The sequence below is a fragment of the Chromohalobacter sp. genome, assembly GCF_039830575.1.
In the GTDB taxonomy this organism is placed as follows: Bacteria; Pseudomonadota; Gammaproteobacteria; order Pseudomonadales; family Halomonadaceae; genus Chromohalobacter; species Chromohalobacter israelensis.
The window spans coordinates 125,590-144,426 of sequence record NZ_JBDOOX010000002.1; the positions used below are offsets into that span (position 1 = coordinate 125,590).

Consider the following 18,837-nt stretch of genomic DNA (forward strand, 5'->3'; position numbering starts at 1 on the left):
AAGAATTAGCGGTAGGAATAGTTGTAATAACCATAGGTGTACGCCGTGGCCGCCTTGCGCTCCAGGCCATTGAGGATCGCGCCCTTGACGCGCACCCCGCCGGTATCCAGCCGCCGCATCGCCAGCTCGATTTCCTTGGGAGGATTGAGCTGGAAGCGTGCCACCATCAGCGTCGTGCCCACACGCTTGCCGATGACCGTGGCATCCGTCACCGCCAGCACCGGCGGCGAATCGACGATCACCAGGTCATAGCGCTCGCTGGCCTTGGCCAGAAGCTCGGTGAAACGCTCTGAGGCCAGCAGTTCCGAGGCATTCGGCGGTACCACGCCGCGTGCCAGATACTCGAGACCCTCGATGCTCTCCACCGGGCGCACCATTTCTTCCAGCGTATGGCGGCCGGCAAGAATCTCGCTCAGGCCATCCTCGGAGGGGCCCTTGAAGATCTTGTGCATCTGACCCTTGCGCATGTCGCCGTCGATCACCAGCACGCGCTGGCCGTTCTGGGCGCACACCGCCGCCAGGTTGGCGGTGATGAAGCTCTTGCCCACCGCCGGGCTGGGGCCGGTGATCATCAAGCGGTTGTCGGTACTGTCCAGCATCGCGAAGTGCAGACTGGTACGCAGGCTGCGCAGCGCCTCGACGGAGACATCCAGCGGGCGATGCCAGGCCAAAAGCCCGGCCGGCACGCTCTGCGAACGCCCGCCGCGACGAATGCGACGGCTGAGACGGCTCTGGTCGTCGGATTTGGGCACGATGGCGTAGACCGGCAGGCCCAGTTGCTCGAGCTGGTCGGGGCTTTCCAGACCGCGATTGAACATCGCGCGCAGCATCACCACCGCCACCGCGAAGGCCGCGCCCAACACCGTCGCCAAGGCGATGATCATGATCTTGTTGGGCGCGACCGGCCGCGGGAACGACTCGGAGTCGTCCAGCACCCGCACGTTGCCCACCGTGCTGGCCTCGGCGATCTGCATTTCCTGAACCTTGTTGCGCAACTGCACGTAGATCTCTTGATTGACCGAGACATCGCGCTGCATGCGCAGCACTTCCTGCTGGGTTTCCGGCATGCTGTTGATACGCTCTTCCAGCGTGTTCAGCTCTCCCTGGAGCTGCGCTTTCTTCTCCAGCAGGGCCGCGTAGGTCGGGTGGCTGGGCGTGAAGCGCCGTGAAATCTCGGCTTCGGAAAATTCGAGTTCGTTGAGCTGGCTTTCCAGATTGACCACGCGGTCGAGCACCGACTGGGTCTCCATGGAAATGTCCACGCTATCGTTTTCGGAGCGATAGGCATTGAGCTGCTGCTCGGCCGCGGCGAGCTCGCCACGCACCTCGGGTACCTGCTTGCTCAGAAACTCCAGGCTCTTGCGCGCCTCCTCGGACTGGCGCTGGATGTTCTGTGTGACATAGATGTCGCCGATGGTGGCCAGCACTCGCTCGGCCAGGGCCGGCGACGGGTCAGTCAGGCTCCAGGCGATGATGCCGGTGCCGTTGCCCTGCTCGGCGACGCCGAAGTTGTTGCGCAATTGATCGACGGCCACCACGCGCTGGGCATGGGTCAACTTGAAGGTCGCCCCCGGTGCCGCCGAGATCGACTCGACTTCCACGCCCACCGACCCACCGAGAAAACTCGTCTCCTCGCCGACGACGCCCTCGCCCAGGCGCTCGCCGCGGTAATGCAGGGCAAAGCGGGTCTCGTCGAGCACTTCGAGGGTAAAGGTCTTGCCCAGATACTCATCGGCCACCGGCATGCCGGCGAGCTTGATACTGTCGTCGCCCCAGGCGTAGCCCCAATCCTCGGCGAACGCGGGCGCGGCGATCTGATGGCGCTGCAGGAACCCGCCGATGACCGGTACGCGCACCGGTTCGACGCGGATGTCGAGATTGAGCAAATCCACCGCGCGGCCAAGTACCATGCGCGATTTCATGATTTCCATTTCCGCGCGCGAGGGCGGCAGCTGTGGCATCATGGCGGACGCCGTGGCGTCCGCGAGCGGATTCTTGGGGGTCTTGGTTTCCACCTGGACCAGCGACTTGGCTTGGAAAATTGGCTTCGAGAAGAAGGCATACGCCGTCCCCACGAGCGCGAACAGCACGATCAGACTGATCACCATTCCCTTGGCGTCGAACAACAGGCCCAGGATGCGTCCCAGTTCCATGTCGTTGTCGGACTTGCTGGTTTGTGGGGCAGGTACATTGAGATTCATAGAATTCCCACTCCATGAGAATGTGGGTATCGAGGACCACCGCTGGCGCCTAGCGACAAGCGGTGGCCTCGAAACAATGACGACTTACTCGTTGTTTTCGATGTCCTGGATGTCACGCGTGGCCTGCGTCAGCTGGTAGATCGCCGTCACGCTGGGCAGGATCTGGCTGATGACGCGGTTCCAGCGAGCGATCGGTGCGGCGGTGACATACACCACATCGGTGGGCTGCAGGATGAATTCCGACCCCAGCACGAAGGAGATCGCGTTCTTGGCGTTGAGCTGGTAGACGGTGGCGAAGGTGTCGCTTTCGACATCGTGATTGCGGCGAATCACGAAGATCCCCGAGGCGTCGGCGCTGTTCTCGTTGATGCCGCCGGCCTGGGCCAAGGCATTGGTCAACGACAGGCGCTCGCTCGGCATCGGTACCGCGGTCGGTGTATTGACCTCGCCCATCACGTAAACCTGCTGGTTGCCGACCACTGGCACATGCAGCACGTCGCCGTCCTGGAGCAACAGGTTCTGCTCGAGATTGCCGTTGACCAGCATGTCGTATACCGACAGGTGGATTTCCTGCCCATCACGCGTCAGCACGACGTCGTGCCAATCGCCGCCCTGGGTCAGGCCACCGACATTGCTCAAGGCATCCAGCACGGTGAGCGGAATGTTGGTGATCGGCTGGGCACCGGCACGCTCGACCTGGCCGGTGACGTACGCCTTCTGCGCATTGAAGGCGGCGACCTTCACGTCCACCTGGGGCTGAGCGATATAGCCTTCGAGGCGGCGCTGAATCTCGCTGCGGACATCACGCACGGTGCGTCCCGCGACATCCACGGTGCCGATGTAGGGATAGAAGATGGTGCCGTCCGAGTGCACCACGTTGCCGGATTCTTCCGCACTGCGTTCACTACCGGCCGGAATGGTCAACTCTGGGTGATCGTACACCACCACACTGAGCACATCGCCACGACCGATCATATAGTCATAGCCTGGAATGCTTTCAGGCACGGCATTCTCGGTGTATTCGCGCAGTGATTCACTCAGCTCATCCTCCGTCGCGGCCAGCGTCTTGACCAGGCTCGGCGTGATCGGCTTGACCTCGATGTTCTCGGAAAGGTCCTCCCCCTGCGTGTCATAATCGATATGCCCACCGGGTGCGAACGCACAGCCCGAGAGCGCCACCATGAAAGAAAGCCCCAGCAGCGGCTTTCTCCATCCCGAACGAGACTCGTTGCGGCGTACAGTCATGCCGATTCCCTCACTCAATGTGATCAGATAATTGTTTTGGCCACGCTACCGCCCTGGAGCGACACCGAATCTCCTGGGCCATAACCGTCAATTGTCGAAACGTCTTGTCGAAACGCTTTTCGTTGTAAAACGCGCTCTCTTGAACACGCTTTTTCAGGAAAACGCTTCTCGCACTCGACGCTTCTTTTAAACCGCTTGTTGCCAAAACGCTTCCCGCCGAAAAGCGCCTTTACAAAACGTTTCGGCGCGGCGCACTCACTACAATCCAAAAAGGGTGCACCGAAAGAAAACCGCACTGCTTTTACAGGTACTTCCCTTTAAAAAAGGGGGCATTTACCGGAAAGACATTGCGCGTTTCCTGATTTTCATTCTATTCACTGTGTAACTCTGTATAGTCTGAATTTACACAATGTTTACAATGGATTTTACTGGTTGCCGGACCGTGCCTTTTAACCACCAAACCCATCATCAAGTACGAATAATCAACCTCGCACGAGAATGAGAAAACTCATTCTCAAATTAAAACGCCTCCGCGTAAGACGGAGGCGAGAAACCCTTTTCGATTATCGTGCGGGCACGCCTCAGCGAGCCCCGAACCCGGTGCTGATCGTCTTCAACGTGCGCAGCAAGATCAGCACGTCGAGCCAAAGCGAGAAATGCTTGATGTAATAGAAGTCGTACTGCAACTTGATGGCCATGTCATCGACTTCCGCCGCATAGCCCTGCTCGACCTGCGCCCAGCCCGAAATCCCCGGCCTGACGACACGCCGGTAGCTAAAAAGCGGTATGTCCTGCTCGTACCACTGAGAGAGATCCACCGGCTCGGGACGCGGACCAATGAAACTCATGTCGCCCTTGAGCACGTTGAGCAGTTGCGGCAGCTCGTCCAGGCGGTACTTGCGGATCACCCTGCCCACTGGCGTGATGCGCGGATCATCCTCACCGGAGGCGAACTCCTTTCCCTTCATGTCACAGTACATGCTGCGGAACTTGTAGATTCGAAACGGCCGGCCGCGATGTCCCATCCGCCATTGCAAGAAAAACACCGGCCCCGGGCTGTCGCGGCGGATCGCCCATGCCGTGGCGAGCATGATGGGCGCCAGCAACGGCAACAGCAGCATGGCACCGCAGATATCAAGACCCCGCTTGCAGGCGCTATAAAAGGGCGAGGGCAACCAGGAGACCAGCTCCGTATCCGCCAGGTGTTCGTACTTCACGCGGCCGGTGCGCGACTCATCGATCTGCTTGATCTGGTACACGGGAATGCCGTGCAAGGTGCACTTGGTGAGAAACCGCACCCACTCCTGATTGAGTTCATCGCTGCGCAGGTCGGCGATGATGCCGTCGATACGCTGTGCGCCCAGGCGCGGTACTTCAAGCCGGTACAGTCGGCTCTCCTCGGTCTCGGTGAGGTCGCGCGCCTCGCCCAGCGGAACCACGGCAAAGCGCGGGCGCCTTAATCGCTGTGCCGCCGCATAGCCGACCAGGAACCACAGCAGGCTTGCCGCGTAGCCGCCCAACAGCACACGTTCGTCGACAGGCGCCACGCCAAGCAGCAACGCCCAGGTCAACGCAAATACTGCACTGACCAGCGGCACGACATAGACAGCTGCCTGCGTCCCGGGGAAACGCGTCATGCGATTCAAGACGAACAATGTGATCAGGAATGCCGCCCCCACCGCCCATAGCGTCGTGGCAAGGCCCGGCGGGAGGTCGCGCCAGAAGCCCTCGCCGTGCACCACCAACGGCGGCACCATCACGACCGATGGCAAGCCCACGATGAAGTGAAACGGCATGCCCATCAGGCACTGCTCGTACCAGCGTGAGTGGCGACGTTCGTAACGCGTGTCTAGCGCTTGGCCACTCGCCGCCAACGACTCACCGCCCCCCCAGGCAGAACGATCCAGCTTCTCGAACACTTTATGCTTATTTAACATGATTGACGCCACCTTTTTTAGGGTCCCGAAATGCCCTTCAAAGAGCATGAAGCAACCGGGTATTCGCCAAACAAGTTACAAAGCGTTCATATTTATAGCCAGACGATTTTAATAGTAAATACGCCCCATATTATTCATACAAAAGAAGACAAAATCGCAGGTAAAAAACCAGTCATAAAATACGCGCAATGCACTCTCAGCCACTAGCACCAGGATTTTCACCAAATATCATCAGTGCGCATCAACTGCCCCTTACAATACTTCTACAACAACCACAAAAAACAATAAAATGAGAAAATTAAGACACACAGTCGGGCAACTTTCAGCTTAACGCCCGAGCGAATCTCTCTACGCTAAACGATTATATCGGGGAGAATGTAATGGGCACTTCGAGAAGACGACTCTTGACTCGCCTACTGCAGGGCAGCGCGTTTCTGACGATTTCGCACGTGCTGCCCAGCCATGCGCAAGACACGGGCGCCGGCACTCATTCAATACGGGAAGGCAGGGAAGCTACAGGACAGGAAGGCATGCTACGTGTCGAGGCCATCACCCACATGCAAGCGCTGGATGTCGCCCGTCTTCAGGACGGGCAGCGCATCGAAGTGGCCGGCTACTACGCGGGGAATACATTGGGTGGAGGGCATTTCACCTGGTTTGCCCATGAACAGCGCGAGGAAGACGGCGGCACCTGTTTTCGTGCCCACGACCAGGCCAGTGGGCGCTTTCTTCGTGACCTCGATGGTCCACTCACGCCCGGCATGTTCGGCGCTCTAGGGGATGGCAGCGACCAATACACCGCCTTGAAGCAACTTGCCGACACCGCAAGCGCCCAACAGCGCGATGTCGTCTTTCCAGCGGGAGACTATGCCTCTTCGGGGACCGGCTTACGCTTTACAGGCATCCGCGTGACCGGCGCAGGCCCCACGCGGACGACCGTGCGTTACACCCGCGACACTCGAGGTTCGCTGGTCGAAATCAACGACGGAGCCACCCTGTCCGGCATGACGCTGGATGGCAATGTCAGCGATGATCCCGCTCACTGGAGTACCTCCAACCACGACGCCTTTACCGGCGCCTTGCCACTGGACCTCATTGGCCATGACGTCACCGTCCACGACGTGGTTTGTCGCCGCTCTCCCCTTGCCTGTCTCCGTGCGGGGGCGCGGAATTTCGTGCTTCGCGATGTCGTCGCAGAACATGCGCGCGGCAACTATGGGGACGGTTTCTTCATCGTCGACGCCCACGACGGTCTGGTCGAGCGCTGCCAGGCACGCGACTTCACGCGGATCGGATTCGTTTCCGACACCTATGGCAATAGCCCGGAGTACATCCTCAGCGAGCGCATCGACTTCATCGACTGTCTTGCCGAGAACGGCCACCACGCCAGCATCGATTACGGCGATGACGAATACAACGCCGGCTTCTGGGCCGAAAACAGCGATAACGTGCGCTTTATCAATTGCCGCTCACGCAATACGACGCATTACGGCTTCGTCGCCACCACCGGGCGCGTTCCGACGCTGGGTTTCGGACACTTTACCCTGCGCGGCTGCATCGCCGAGACCACGGGCGATGGATACGTCCTCAGCGATTTGCGCAGCATTCCCGTGCGTCACACCGTCGACGACTGCCTCGCACGCGACGTCGCCAGGGGGTTCTGCATCGAAATGGGGCTCGCAGCCAGCCGTTTCACAGGGCAACGCCTGACCACACACCTGCGCGGAAGACGCCGCAGTGGCAACACGCTGTCGCTCACCGGCGATGGGCACATCGATATCCGCCATCTCGATGAAACCTGGCAAACGTTCCACCCTCGTCGCCATGAGAGCATTCGGGCCAGCTACGCATCGGTCGTCGCGGCCGACGGCTTCAAAGGAGATTTGCATCTCGCCCATTTCCAGAGCCGACACGGCGAGACCGATGAGCCCGCCGCCGTAGGCTTCAAGCTCATTGGCCAATCGCACCTGCGCGATTTCACGCTGAGCGGCACCCATGCACAGCTCTTTCATGTCCCCGCCGAGCGCATCAGCCTGCACGACTGCGAGATTCCCAGCGGCTGGGTCAAAGCCTTCAACGCGCTAGACGTGGATGCCTGCCGGCTCGGCGACGGCGTACCCCGCTTCGACATCTTCGATACCACACAGCATCATCGTTACCGTCACTGTCGGTTCGACTTCACGCCCGGCGGCGGGCACCTCTACCTGCACAACAGCGACAAGCGCAATTCACGACATGTGGTGCACTTCGAGCAGTGCCGTTTCAAGAAAGACCTTGCCCGGCACGGCAGCATGATCACTCTGGACGCAGCGCCCGGTGTCTTCATGGCCGATGAGAGCAACTACCTCACCTTCCACAACTGCACCTTCGAGAACACCGGCAGCGCCACCGATACCCCCGCAATACAAACCTTGCAACGCCCACCACAGGCCTCGCTGACCGGGCACGGCAATCGCAAGAACGCCGCCATCGGCGCTCTGACCGCCTTCGAACTCGACGACGGCCTCATGGCCGACGGCTAACACCGCGACGCACCAGCCCCGGAAACGCAAACGGCCCCGACAGGGGCCGCCTTGCATGATCTGTTATTTAGAACGCTTTTCTTCTTTTATTCGAACACTACCCGCTTCGATACTCCAGATGACGGAGATGAACAGTCCCCGGTGGCGATTGTTCATCATGCCCGCCATGACAACGGCGTTCATGAAAACCTGGTTCATTGAAACCTCATTTATTACAACAACAGGACAACACCATGAAACTCTCCCTGCTCCTCGACTGGCGCTTGCACGTCCTGGTGGCGGTGGCCTCCCTGATCTCGGAAGCCATCGGCATCATCAAGATCCCTCTCGGACCCGGCAGTTTGCTGCTGTTGCCGCTGTTCTACGCCTTCATCATCGGCCTGCTGGTCAACCCTCACCTCTTTTCGGCGACCTCAAGAGTGGTGCCGGTGAAACTGAGCGAGGCGGCGGCGCCGATCATCCTGCTGTCGATCATGCCGTTCATCGCCCGGTTCGGCTCCACGATCGGCCCGGCCATCGAACAGATTCTCAGCGCGGGCCCCGCCCTGATCCTTCAGGAACTGGGGAACCTGGGCACCATGCTGATCGCCATGCCGTTCGCAGTGCTCGTCCTGAAGATGGGACGCGAGGCCATCGGCGCGACGTATTCCATCGCACGCGAGCCCAACATCGCCATCATCTCCGACAAATACGGGCTCAAGGGCCCCGAGGGCATCGGGGTCATGGGCGTCTATGTCGTGGGCACCATGTTCGGCACCCTGTGGTTCGCCCTCATGGCCGGGTATCTGACGACGCTCGACATCTTCGATCCCCGCGCCCTGGCCATGGCCTGCGGCGTGGGCAGCGGCAGCATGGTAGCGGCCTGCTCGGGCGCCATCGCCGGGGCCTTGCCGGCCATGCGGGATGAGCTGCTGGCCTTCGCCGGCGCCAGCAACCTGCTGACCTACGCCACCGGCCTGTATATCTCGCTGTTCATCGCCCTGCCGCTGGCGGAGCGCATCTTCAAATGGTGCTCCGGCCGACGCGTGGCGCAATCCGCGGGTGCCAAGGCGACGGTGGAGCCGGACCTTGCCACGCCCCCGAGCGCGGAAGAGCGCCCCGAGCGCCATCTCGGCCAGACCGCCATCGTGATGGCCGTGGTATGCGCGGTGGCCTGGGTCAGCAACACCATCAACGGTGGCTCCCTCCTGGAAGCCTTGCCGGGCATGGTGATCCTGTATGCCATGACCATGCTGGGGCTGCTCATCACGCGCTTCGCGCCCTTCTACCTGCCCGGCGTGGCCTGGGTGTCGCTGGTCAGCATCGCCGTGACCCTGCCCTGGTTCCCGGGCAACGCCTGGATCGTGGCGCAGCTTCAATCCGTGAGTTTCCTGGCCATCGTGACGCCGGTACTCGCCTATGCCGGCTTGGCGCTCTCGCCCCGCGAGTTCACCATGTTCCGCCAGGTGGGCTGGAAGCTGATCATCGTGTCACTGCTGGTGTTCACGGGCACCTTCATTGGCTCGGCGGTCGTGGCCCAGGCGCTTTTGTAACGGCATGAAGGAAGACAAGGAGGCCCTTATGACGACCGTCACCCCCACATTGCTGCGCGAATGGCGCCATGAATTTCATCGCCGGCCGGAAACCGCCTTCGAGGAACATCGCACCAGCGCGCGCATCGTCGAGGTTCTCGAGGACGCCGGTATCGAGAAGGTCACCGGCCTCGGCGGCGGCACCGGTGTCGTCGCCTGGGTGGACGGTCGCCATGGCGGCGAGCGCGCCATCGGGCTGCGCGCCGATATCGACGCCCTGGACGTGCTCGAAGCCAATGACGTTCCCCATGCCTCGACGACGCCCGGCAAGATGCACGCCTGCGGGCACGACGGCCATACCACCATGCTGCTGGGCGCGGCCTGTGCCCTCGCCGAGGCGCCCGACTTTGCCGGCCGGGTGTACTTCATCTTCCAGCCGGCGGAAGAAAACGAAGGCGGCGGACGCGTCATGGTCGAGGAAGGCCTGTTCACGCGTTTCCCGATGGAAGCCGTCTACGGCGTGCACAACTGGCCGGGCCTGGCGGTCGGCGAAGCCGCCGTCCATGACACGGCGGTCATGGCGGCCTTCGATGTCTTCCGCGTGAAACTCATGGGGCACGGCTGCCATGCCGCCATGCCGCACCTGGGCAAGGACGTGGTACTGGCGGCCTGCCAACTGGTCAATCAGCTGCAGGGCATCGTCAGCCGGGAAACCCCGGCGCACCAGACCGCCGTGATGAGCGTGACCCAGTTCCATGCCGGGGATGCCTACAACGTCATGCCCGAAACCGTGGAGCTGTGCGGCACCGTGCGCTGCTTCGACCCCGAGCTGCGCGACCACCTCGAAACGCGTTTTCGGCAGGCGATCGCGGCCATGGCCACCTTCCATGGCCTGGAGGCCGACATCGACTACCAATCGCGCTACCCGGCCACCTTCAACACCCCCGCGCACGCCGCGCGCTGTGCCGAGGTGCTGGAAACGCTGCCGGACATTCGCCGGGTTCATCGCGACCTGCCACCCTCCATGGCATCGGAGGACTTCGCCTTCATGCTCCAGCAGCGCCCCGGCGCCTATATCTGGCTGGGCAACGGCGAGAACAGCGCGTCGCTGCACAACCCGCATTACGACTTCAACGATGCCCTGGCGCCCATCGGGGTGGCGTATTGGGCGGCGCTGGCGAGAACACTGCTCGGCAACGGTGAACGAGACGCGCCCTGACGAGGCGTCCATACCCAGCGAACACCACGTTTTCCATGCCATTTGCCGTGCCTCCCGAGGCATGGCCCGGCGCCCCGATGCCGGTTTTCGGCGCCGGCGGCGCGAACGAGCACGATACGAACGACCGCTATGCAATCAACAACAACGCGAGCAACCCATTCGCAACAACGACAAACCTGGAGCTGGCATGAACAAAGTTGGCATGAACACAGATGACATGAACATCGTCGTGATCGGTTTAGGACAAATGGGCGGCAACATGGCGATGACCCTGCATGCCGCCGGTTTCACCGTCACGGGGACGGACGTCACCGACGCGGCGCGGGACAATCTGGCAGCCCGTGGGCTTTCCGTCGCGCCCCTGGACGCCCTGCCCGAGGCTGACGTCTACCTGCTCTCGCTGCCCACCTCGGCTCATGTCCGCGAGGTCATCGAAGCCTCGCCCGGGCTCCTGCAGCGGGCCCCGAAGGGCAGCGTCATCGTCGATACCTCGACCAGCGACCCGGCCGTCACCCGCGAGCTGGCCGGAAAGGTGGTCGAGGCCAGCCTCGAATGGCTCGACGCGCCGGTGAGCGGTGGCCCGGCGGGCGCGGCATCCGGCACCCTCGGCATGCTGCTGGGCGGTGAGTCGGCCACCATCGAACGGCTCGCTCCCATGCTCGAGGCGATGTCGGCACGCCATACCCACGTCGGCCCGGCGGGCAGCGGCCATGTGGTCAAGCTGGCCAACAACTATCTCTGCGCGGCCCATCTTCTGACCACGGCCGAGGCCGTGACCCTGGCGGCCCGCGCCGGCGTCGACCCGGCTGCCTGCCTGGCCGGGCTGAACAGTGGCTCCGGGCGCAGTGCCGTCAGCGAGGTCAACTTCCCCAAGTGGATTCTCTCCGACGCCTTCGACTCGGGATTCACCACCGGCCTGATGCGCAAGGACCTGCGCCTGGCGCGCGACGCCGCCAGCAACATGGGGCTGCCGCTGGAACTGCTGGAACGGGTCGTGACGCGCTGGCATGACGACTCCGTCAACCTGCCCGACGCCGCCGACTTCAATCGCATCACCGACACCATCCTGGCCCAGGCACGGACGGATGCCCCCTTCCCGAATCAGGAGGAAACGCAATGAATGCCCTCAACACCACGGCCGTCGATCGCCTCACCGAGCTGCTGGCCACGCTGGGCATGCAGGCCGGCATGAATATTAATACCCCCCTGAGCAACTGGGTCGGGGGGGAACTCGCACCCGGCCAGGGCGAGCGCATCGAACTGCTCGATCCCGTGACCGGGCTGCCGCTGATCGAGTATCGCGATGCCGGCGCCGAGCGGGTGGCCAGCGCCGTGGAAGCGGCCACCCTCGCCCAGCAGGAATGGATGTCGCTGACGGCCAGCGAGCGCGGCCGCCGCATGACCACGGCGGCCTGGGCGCTACGCGGCCACGAAGAGACTCTCGCCCAGCTGGAAAGCGTGGTCGCGGGCAAGCCCATTCGCGACTGCCGGGGCGAGGTGAACAAGGTCCGCGAGATGTTCGAATACTATGCCGGCTGGTGCGACAAGCAGCACGGCGACGTAATTCCCGTCCCCACCTCGCACCTCAACTATGTGCGTCATGTGCCCTATGGCGTGGTCGGTCAGATCACCCCATGGAACGCCCCCATGTTCACCTGCGCCTGGCAACTGGCCCCGGCGATCGCCGCCGGCAACGGGGTCGTGCTCAAGCCCTCGGAAATGACGCCCTTCTCGTCGGTGGCCATCGCCATGCTGCTGGAGCGCAGCGGCTTGCCCAAGGGGCTGATCAACATCGTCAATGGCGTCGGCCCCACCACGGGCGCGGCACTCACCGGGCATGACGGCATCAGCAAGCTGGTGTTCGTCGGCTCCCCCGAGAGCGGCCGCCGCATCGCCCAGGCCGGCGCCGAGCGTCTGGTGCCCAGCGTGCTGGAGCTGGGCGGCAAGTCGGCCAACATCGTGTTCGACGACGCCCGGCTCGACGATGCCGTGGCCGGCGCGCAGGCCGCGATCTTCGCCGCCGCCGGGCAGAGTTGCGTCGCGGGGTCGCGCCTGCTGGTGCAGCGCGAGATGTTCGAGGTGGTCTGCGAGCGGCTGGCACGCGCCGCCAGCGAGATCCGCGTGGGGCTGCCCAGCGACGAGGCGACCCAGATGGGCCCGATACAGAACGCCAAGCAGTACCGGCACATCACCGCGATGATCGACACGGCCCGCCAGCACGGCGCGCGTCTCTTGTGTGGCGGCCAGCGCCCGGCGGATTTGCCGGCGGACGCCGAGGGCTATTTCCTGGCGCCCACAGTGCTGGCGGATGTCACCGAAGAGATGGCGATCGCCCGCGAGGAAGTGTTCGGCCCGGTGGTGGTGGTCATGCCATTCGACAGCGAAGAAGACGCCGTGCGCCTGGCCAACGCCACGCGCTTCGGCCTGGCCGGCGCCGTCTGGACCCAGGACCCGGCACGCGCCCATCGCGTCGCCGCGCGCTTGCGGGCGGGCACGGTATGGATCAACAGCTACAAGGCGATCAATGTCATGTCGCCGTTCGGCGGCTTCGGCGACAGCGGCTTCGGGCGCTCCAGCGGCCTGGAAGGACTCAAGGAATACACCGTGGCCCAGAGCGTCTGGGTGGAAACCGCCCCCACCGCCAGCGTCGCCATGGGCTATGGCAGCAGCGTGGGCTGACGCCGACGAACCGGCTGCCGCCCATTCGCCTGGGCGGCGGCCGGCCTCACTGACTGGTGCCGTGCCGTGAATTGAACGCCCGCATCCAGCGCTCCAGGTGGCGCAACAGCTGCAGCCCCGCCTTCGGCATGCGCCGCCCCACCCGGGTGATGATGTGCGCATGCGCCTGGCGAAAGCGTGCGCAATCGACGGCCCGCGCCACCAGCGCCCCGTCCTCCAGCTCCCGGGCGGCCGCGAAGGCCGGCAGCAGCGTGAGGGTGAGTTCCGACCTGGCCGCATGCAGCAGCACCGCAAGCGAGTTGGTCTGCATCGTGACGTGCTGCCCCAGCCCCGCCTCGCGAAAGCCCTCGTCGACCAGCTGACGCACCCCGTGGCCGGTGCGCCACAACGCCATGGGATGTTCGCTGAGCGTGGCGAGAGGCAGTTCGTTCTCGACAGCCGCCAGGGGATGCGAGGGCGACATCAACGCCACCAGCGGCTGACGGCTGGAATGCCAGAAACGCAGTTGCGGATGCAGCCGCTCGTGGTACATCAAGCCGATATGGGCCTCGTCTTCGACCACTGCCTCGATGATGTCGCTGGTACTGCCGGTATTCACATCCAGACGCCCCCCACGATAGCGCTCGGTAAAGGTGCGCAGCGGCGTATCGAGCAGATCCCCGACGAAGCCTTCCCCGACCGTCAGCGAGAGATGACCGGTTTCCAGCCGCTGGTAGGCATCCAGCGTCTCGCTGAAACGATCGTCGAGTGCCGCGCGCTTGCGGCAGTAATCCAGCAGCATCTCCCCCACCGGTGTCGGCACCACGCCTTGTCGCGAACGCTCCAGCAGCGGCGCACCCAGCGCCTCCTCGATCAAGGAAAGCTGACGACTGACCGCCGACGGCGCAATGTCCAGCCGCACTGCCGCCTGACGCACCGAGCCCGCCTCGATCGTTACCTGGAAGTACACTAGCCGCTGGTGGGGGATATCCATTGCTCACAGCCCGATCGGTTGCCTGACAGAACGCAAACGACAGTATCTCAGTGTCAGGCATCGCCGTCACCGCCACGCTGGCACCGACGCCCGCCCCAGAAACGCAAACGGCCCCAGAAAGGGGCCGCGATTCATTCGGGTTGGCAGGTAGGCTAGACTTAAATGATCAAATATACATACAAAACACCCTACGGTGACTGTCATGCCACAAGGTTCCGTCTTTCACTCCCAACGCCATCAAACCATACGACTACCCAGGGAAAGCGCCTTCCCCAAAGGGGTAAAGCGTGTCGAGGTCATCTCCGTCGGCCGGACACGCATCATCACCCCGGTAGGAGAATCATGGGATAGCTGGTTCGACGAACCTGGCGTCACGGCAGATTTCGTGCCCACGCGTGAGCAACCTGAGGATCAGCGACGGGAAGCGGTCTAAGGCTGAAATACATGCTAGCCCCCTATGTGCATTCATACGACCAAGAACGAGCCTTTCGCCCCATGTATAGCTTATAGCGTTACAGTGTAGACAGGGGCGTTACACCATGCCAGAATGTGCTTGTTCAGGCAGTAATTCATATCTTCATCATACAGGTAATGAACATGAGCCAAGTTGTAGAGGCGCGCACTAAATTGTTGCCTCTCAATATGCGCGTTGAGAGTAGAAAACGCGCCCTCATCGACAGGGCCGTTGCAGAATGTGGCGGTGATCGGACCAGCTTCGTGCTGGATGCTGCATGCCGTCGAGCCGAGGAAATTCTAATGGATCGGCGCATGTATGTGATGGATGACCGCTCGTTTGAGGCCTTCGAGAGAGCACTAGAGACCCCTATCGAGGAAAATCCGTGTGTCATGAAACTGATGAATCGCAAGAAGCGCTGGGACAAGACGTAATCGAGGTGGCGGATATTGAGCCTCCCGTCGTTATCAATGAGCATCACGACGTCGATAAATTTGACTGTGGCCGTAACAGCCTCAACGATTTCTTGAAGGCTCGGGGCCTGAAAAACACCAAGCGCCAAGCCACGACGACATATGTCGTTTGTTACGCGGGAACGAACCAAGTGGCGGGCTATATCTCGTTGGCGACGGGATCGGTGCTGCGGGAAGAAGCCCCCAAGAGCATGCGGCGCAACATGCCCACCGAACTCCCTGTCATCAAGCTGGGAAGGCTGGCGGTAGACCATCCTTGCCAGGGGACGGGGCTCGGTAAGGACTTGCTGGCCGAAGCTATCGAGCGATCCTTGCTCGCGGCTGGACATGTTGCAGCGCGTGCCCTGGTCGTCGACGCCCTCGACGAGGACGTGGCGGCTTTCTATAAGAAGCATGGCTTCGTCGGAAGCCCTGACAATCCCCTGATGCTGTTCGTTCCTCTGAAGACTCGAGGCGAATGACGTGTCCCATCCGCGACGAAAAAACCCCAGAAACGCAAACGGCCCCAGAAAGGGGCCGTCAGCATTGACGTGTCATGCTCTGTTCACTACAAGATCACAACTTGCCTTCCCACGCCCGCGCTGCTTTCACCAACTGCGCATGCACGTGGGTATACGCCTCGACGCTCTTGCCGTAGGGGTCGCCGATCTCGGGGTTGTCGAGCCAGCGGCCGAACAGCATGGTCTTGCCCAGGGCCGCGGGCAGCATCTCGCCCACCGCGCGCCGCTGGCCTTCCGTCATGACCAGCACCAGATCCGCCTCGCGGAGCATGACCTTGTCGAGCTGGCGTGCCACATGACGCGACAGGATATTCGCCACATCGCGCCCTTCCCCCCCCGCCAGTTCACGCGCGCGCGGCGAGACACCCTCGCCCTCGCGAGCGCCCAACCCGGCCGTGGCAATCGACTTGCCGGGCATGCTCGCCTGCAGCAACGCCGCCGCCACCGGGCTTCGGCAGATGTTTCCGGTGCACACCACTAGAATACGCTCGAACATGACAAACACACGCTCCCGCGACAGGATTCAATGCCCCATGATGCGGCCCCACGCCCCCGCCGGAAAGATGAAAAGTCTCGCCCATCAGGCATGGCCACGCTCATGTCGCGGCCGCCAACGAAAACGGCCGGCCCCGTCATCTCCGCAATCAGTTGTGCGTCCATCTCGGTGCGCGCGATCCCGCAGGTCTACCGCCGCTTGAAGACGTAATCATTGGTGGGGTCGAGTAATGCGGGATGCCTTGCGGAGTGCTCTTGCCAGAGGGCCTTCAGTCATGATTGTGTTAACGCAAGCGTCGCGCGATCACTGCGTGTCTTCTTCGCGCAGCCCTTCCACCTCGGCCACCGTCAGCCCCGTGGCCTCGGCGATCTGTTCATCACTGAGTACACCCAGCTTGATCAGGTTGCGGGCGGTCTTCTCGATGCCCCGTTGTTCGCCTTCCTGACGCCCTTCTTTACGCCCTTCTTGACGGCCTTCCTGACGGCCTTTCTCTTCCCACCGTTCAGGCCATTGCTTGATGCGTTCTGCCAGCATGTCGTGTACCTCGTGTAAATCCTGCAACTCGTTGAACTCGGGCAGTTCCATCCCCGGCGCCCGGTTGGGCAGCAGTACGCGGCGTATCCACACCACGAAGGCCCGTCGTAGCCCGGTTTGCTCGGGCGCCTTGAGCCACTCGACCAGCGTGCCCAGCACCTCCAGCATGTCTTGCTCGTCGCGATTGTGCTCCAATCGAAAGAGCGCAGCAGCCACGTTGCGCATGTGATCCGACCACTCAGGATCGCTGATGACCGCTCCTTCGTCGAGAAGCAGATAGGCCAAGTCCGGCCGATAGCGTTCGAGCCCTCCGGGTACCTGTTCGACCAGGTTCGCCACGTTTTGTGCCGCCGTCCAGCGCTTCTCCCCATTGTAGAGCACAATTGGCAATACCGGCGGTAGCTTGCCGTTGGGGGTAAAGGCCTCCTGACGAATCAAGTCCTGATAGAGCAACCCCAGGTAGGTCATGACTCGCACGGCCATGAATCTATCGACGCTCGACTGAAACTCGAGCAGCAAATAAACATAGAGCCAGTCGTCGCCCCAGCGCACTCGCCAGATGACGTCGTCCTCGCGATCTCGCAGATCTTCGGTGATATAGGAGCCGCTGACCTTCTCCAGTGTCGAGAAGTCGAGTTGTTCCACCCAGGCTTCCTTGACGAACCCGGTCAATAGATCTCTCACCATCTCAGGGTGTGAGAACAGCAACTTATAGCTGTGGTCGTGAGGGTGGTGGGGTTGACTCGCCATACGTGCTCCTGTCCCAATGCTGGAAGCTTACCGCGTTGCGGGCACCTGGGACAGGGGCTATCGCGAATAAATTCGCTCCTACTAATACATTCTCACAACCTGGGTGGGCGCCATGCCTCGCCGCGTTGATCAATGGTCGGTGAACGTGGCTACTAGCGCAACGCCCTATCGTGACGTTAGTGCGCTGCAGCGGGCTTTATGCAGCGTTCCTCTAGAGAACGTACTTCAGGAGAGAACAGGCTTCAGGGAGCGGGCTTCGCCAGATCGCTGATCTTTTCGAGATCGTAGCGCTGCGCGGTCTCGGCGGTGACCACGAAGCCGTTCTTGTCTTGCGCAGGGGCTGGTTCGAAGCCCACCAGGTCGTGTTCGGGCAGCAATGCCGACAGGGGTTGTCCGCTCGTGTCGGCGAGCGTGTTCAGCCAGCCACCCAGACTGCCGGTGTATTCCGGGAACAGGTCGATCTCGCCACTTTCGAGCAGAGGCAGATAAGTGGCACGGTTGCCGATTTCCTGCCGATGCCGGGTGGGATATCCCGCCTGGTCGAGCGCCTGGTGGTACATTTCCGCCAGGATGATGCTCTCGGCGAAGTTACCGGAGCCGACCACGATGGTGGGGCCCTCTTTTTCCGGCGCACTCTCCGCAGGCGCGGGCGCGCCGTGCTCCTTGAGCCACTCCCGGGCGATGGTCTCCGCGTCCACCCCGTCGAGCGCGAAGCGTCGGTTCATCTCGGTCAGCTCCGGGGTCGTCAGGGCGGCGCTGAGTGGATCGAGCACCTCGCCGAGCTCGGGGTAGGCGTCGCCGATGGCCTGGTGGGCCACCGGAATGACGTTTTCCGCCGGCTGGGCGTTACGATCGTCCTCCAGCAGGACGAAGCGGTCAGTGGCAAGATACCCATTGGTGGTGAAGAGCACGCCGATCTGAATGTCTCCGTTCAGAAGCGCCTCGCGCGTGCGCGGCCCCCCGGGGTCGGTGACCACGAAATCGGCGAAGCGCAAGCCGTACTCTTCTTCGAGCGCGGGCAGGCAGTACGGCTCATGAGGACACTCCTTGCCGGAGCCGAACACGAACTGGTTGGCGATGGTTTCCGGCCCGTGCTTGCTGGCCGACGCTTCCTGCTCGGCCTCACTGGCCGACAAGGAAGGCGCTGCCAGAAGCAATGCGGCCAAGGCCGTGCTGCACATCAGGGCGCTGCGTCCGGTCAGTAGCTGGTTGCTCAATTCGATCACCCTATAATATTGAAGTTGTGTGTCAGATTGTCAGGCGTTGCCGAGGCGCCGAGCCCCATCGCCGGCATCGACGTTCGACACGAAATGAGCACCCACCCTATACAGCTATCGCTGTCG

The 18,837-nt window shown here is 62.2% G+C and carries 15 protein-coding genes; 8 read left to right on the plus strand and 7 right to left on the minus strand.

The annotated features are described in order from the left end of the window. Positions 1–5: 5 nt before the first annotated feature. The 3 genes from ABGX75_RS00875 to ABGX75_RS00885 form a co-directional block, all read right to left on the minus strand. Positions 6–2,201: a polysaccharide biosynthesis tyrosine autokinase gene (locus tag ABGX75_RS00875; RefSeq protein ID WP_347411170.1), complete on the minus strand. Its 2,196-nt coding sequence runs from the start codon at positions 2,199–2,201 to the stop codon at positions 6–8. Positions 2,202–2,285: 84 nt separating this feature from the next. Beyond that, a complete protein-coding gene (locus tag ABGX75_RS00880; RefSeq protein ID WP_084075691.1) occupies positions 2,286–3,446 on the minus strand; it encodes a polysaccharide export protein in 1,161 nt (386 codons plus the stop codon). 581 nt (positions 3,447–4,027) lie between these two features. Continuing rightward, the gene (locus ABGX75_RS00885; RefSeq protein WP_084075689.1) at positions 4,028–5,383 is read right to left on the minus strand and encodes an exopolysaccharide biosynthesis polyprenyl glycosylphosphotransferase; all 1,356 of its coding nucleotides are present in this window, start codon (positions 5,381–5,383) and stop codon (positions 4,028–4,030) included. A gap of 530 nt (positions 5,384–5,913) precedes the next feature. Here ABGX75_RS00885 and ABGX75_RS00890 point away from each other — a divergent pair. The 5 genes from ABGX75_RS00890 to ABGX75_RS00910 all read left to right on the plus strand — a co-directional run bounded on the left by ABGX75_RS00890 (position 5,914) and on the right by ABGX75_RS00910 (position 13,314). After that, the gene (locus tag ABGX75_RS00890; protein WP_347411169.1) at positions 5,914–7,905 is read left to right on the plus strand and encodes a right-handed parallel beta-helix repeat-containing protein; all 1,992 of its coding nucleotides are present in this window, start codon (positions 5,914–5,916) and stop codon (positions 7,903–7,905) included. A 233-nt stretch (positions 7,906–8,138) separates the two neighbouring features. Continuing rightward, on the plus strand, positions 8,139–9,437 hold the full coding sequence (locus tag ABGX75_RS00895) for a DUF3100 domain-containing protein (RefSeq protein WP_347411168.1): 1,299 nt from the start codon (positions 8,139–8,141) through the stop codon (positions 9,435–9,437). Positions 9,438–9,465: 28 nt separating this feature from the next. After that, positions 9,466–10,635 carry a M20 aminoacylase family protein gene (locus ABGX75_RS00900; protein WP_347411167.1) on the plus strand — a complete coding sequence of 390 codons (1,170 nt, stop codon included), beginning with the start codon at positions 9,466–9,468 and terminating at the stop codon, positions 10,633–10,635. Between the two features lie 187 nt (positions 10,636–10,822). Beyond that, a complete protein-coding gene (locus tag ABGX75_RS00905) occupies positions 10,823–11,755 on the plus strand; it encodes an NAD(P)-dependent oxidoreductase (protein ID WP_347411166.1) in 933 nt (310 codons plus the stop codon). Beyond that, positions 11,752–13,314, plus strand: coding sequence for an aldehyde dehydrogenase family protein (locus ABGX75_RS00910; RefSeq protein ID WP_347411165.1), 1,563 nt, complete (start codon positions 11,752–11,754; stop codon positions 13,312–13,314). The genes ABGX75_RS00905 and ABGX75_RS00910 overlap by 4 nt, the downstream gene beginning before the upstream one ends. A gap of 46 nt (positions 13,315–13,360) precedes the next feature. Here ABGX75_RS00910 and ABGX75_RS00915 read toward each other — a convergent pair whose 3' ends face one another. Continuing rightward, positions 13,361–14,287: a LysR family transcriptional regulator gene (locus ABGX75_RS00915; RefSeq protein ID WP_347411164.1), complete on the minus strand. Its 927-nt coding sequence runs from the start codon at positions 14,285–14,287 to the stop codon at positions 13,361–13,363. 202 nt (positions 14,288–14,489) lie between these two features. On the opposite strand from ABGX75_RS00915, the gene vapB reads away from it, so the two are divergent. The 3 genes from vapB to ABGX75_RS00930 all read left to right on the plus strand — a co-directional run bounded on the left by vapB (position 14,490) and on the right by ABGX75_RS00930 (position 15,675). Next, a complete protein-coding gene (gene vapB, locus ABGX75_RS00920; RefSeq protein WP_110062659.1) occupies positions 14,490–14,720 on the plus strand; it encodes a type II toxin-antitoxin system VapB family antitoxin in 231 nt (76 codons plus the stop codon). A gap of 164 nt (positions 14,721–14,884) precedes the next feature. Further along, positions 14,885–15,175, plus strand: a complete 291-nt coding sequence (locus tag ABGX75_RS00925) for a DUF1778 domain-containing protein (protein ID WP_035412682.1) — start codon at positions 14,885–14,887, stop codon at positions 15,173–15,175. Next, a complete protein-coding gene (locus ABGX75_RS00930; protein ID WP_347411163.1) occupies positions 15,127–15,675 on the plus strand; it encodes a GNAT family N-acetyltransferase in 549 nt (182 codons plus the stop codon). The genes ABGX75_RS00925 and ABGX75_RS00930 overlap by 49 nt, the downstream gene beginning before the upstream one ends. Before the next feature lie 94 nt (positions 15,676–15,769). On the opposite strand, the gene ABGX75_RS00935 is transcribed toward ABGX75_RS00930, so the two are convergent. From ABGX75_RS00935 to ABGX75_RS00945, 3 genes are all read right to left on the minus strand, one after another. Beyond that, positions 15,770–16,210, minus strand: a complete 441-nt coding sequence (locus ABGX75_RS00935; RefSeq protein WP_347411162.1) for a low molecular weight protein-tyrosine-phosphatase — start codon at positions 16,208–16,210, stop codon at positions 15,770–15,772. A 303-nt stretch (positions 16,211–16,513) separates the two neighbouring features. Then, entirely contained in the window at positions 16,514–17,494 is a 981-nt protein-coding gene (locus ABGX75_RS00940) for an Rpn family recombination-promoting nuclease/putative transposase (RefSeq protein ID WP_347411161.1), read from the minus strand. Positions 17,495–17,736: 242 nt separating this feature from the next. Continuing rightward, positions 17,737–18,711: a glycine betaine ABC transporter substrate-binding protein gene (locus tag ABGX75_RS00945; RefSeq protein ID WP_347411160.1), complete on the minus strand. Its 975-nt coding sequence runs from the start codon at positions 18,709–18,711 to the stop codon at positions 17,737–17,739. Positions 18,712–18,837 lie beyond the last annotated feature (126 nt).

Bases quoted from the DNA above. Each gene is read 5' to 3' on its own strand.
- ABGX75_RS00910 (WP_347411165.1), top strand. From the start codon at position 11,752: ATGAATGCCCTCAACACCACGGCCGTCGATCGCCTCACCGAGCTGCTG.
- ABGX75_RS00895 (WP_347411168.1), top strand. From the start codon at position 8,139: ATGAAACTCTCCCTGCTCCTCGACTGGCGCTTGCACGTCCTGGTGGCG.
- ABGX75_RS00880 (WP_084075691.1), bottom strand. From the start codon at position 3,446: ATGACTGTACGCCGCAACGAGTCTCGTTCGGGATGGAGAAAGCCGCTG.
- ABGX75_RS00925 (WP_035412682.1), top strand. From the start codon at position 14,885: ATGAGCCAAGTTGTAGAGGCGCGCACTAAATTGTTGCCTCTCAATATG.
- ABGX75_RS00935 (WP_347411162.1), bottom strand. From the start codon at position 16,210: ATGTTCGAGCGTATTCTAGTGGTGTGCACCGGAAACATCTGCCGAAGC.
- ABGX75_RS00905 (WP_347411166.1), top strand. From the start codon at position 10,823: ATGAACAAAGTTGGCATGAACACAGATGACATGAACATCGTCGTGATC.
- vapB (WP_110062659.1), top strand. From the start codon at position 14,490: ATGCCACAAGGTTCCGTCTTTCACTCCCAACGCCATCAAACCATACGA.
- ABGX75_RS00885 (WP_084075689.1), bottom strand. From the start codon at position 5,383: ATGTTAAATAAGCATAAAGTGTTCGAGAAGCTGGATCGTTCTGCCTGG.
- ABGX75_RS00890 (WP_347411169.1), top strand. From the start codon at position 5,914: ATGCTACGTGTCGAGGCCATCACCCACATGCAAGCGCTGGATGTCGCC.
- ABGX75_RS00915 (WP_347411164.1), bottom strand. From the start codon at position 14,287: ATGGATATCCCCCACCAGCGGCTAGTGTACTTCCAGGTAACGATCGAG.
- ABGX75_RS00940 (WP_347411161.1), bottom strand. From the start codon at position 17,494: ATGGCGAGTCAACCCCACCACCCTCACGACCACAGCTATAAGTTGCTG.
- ABGX75_RS00875 (WP_347411170.1), bottom strand. From the start codon at position 2,201: ATGAATCTCAATGTACCTGCCCCACAAACCAGCAAGTCCGACAACGAC.
- ABGX75_RS00900 (WP_347411167.1), top strand. From the start codon at position 9,466: ATGACGACCGTCACCCCCACATTGCTGCGCGAATGGCGCCATGAATTT.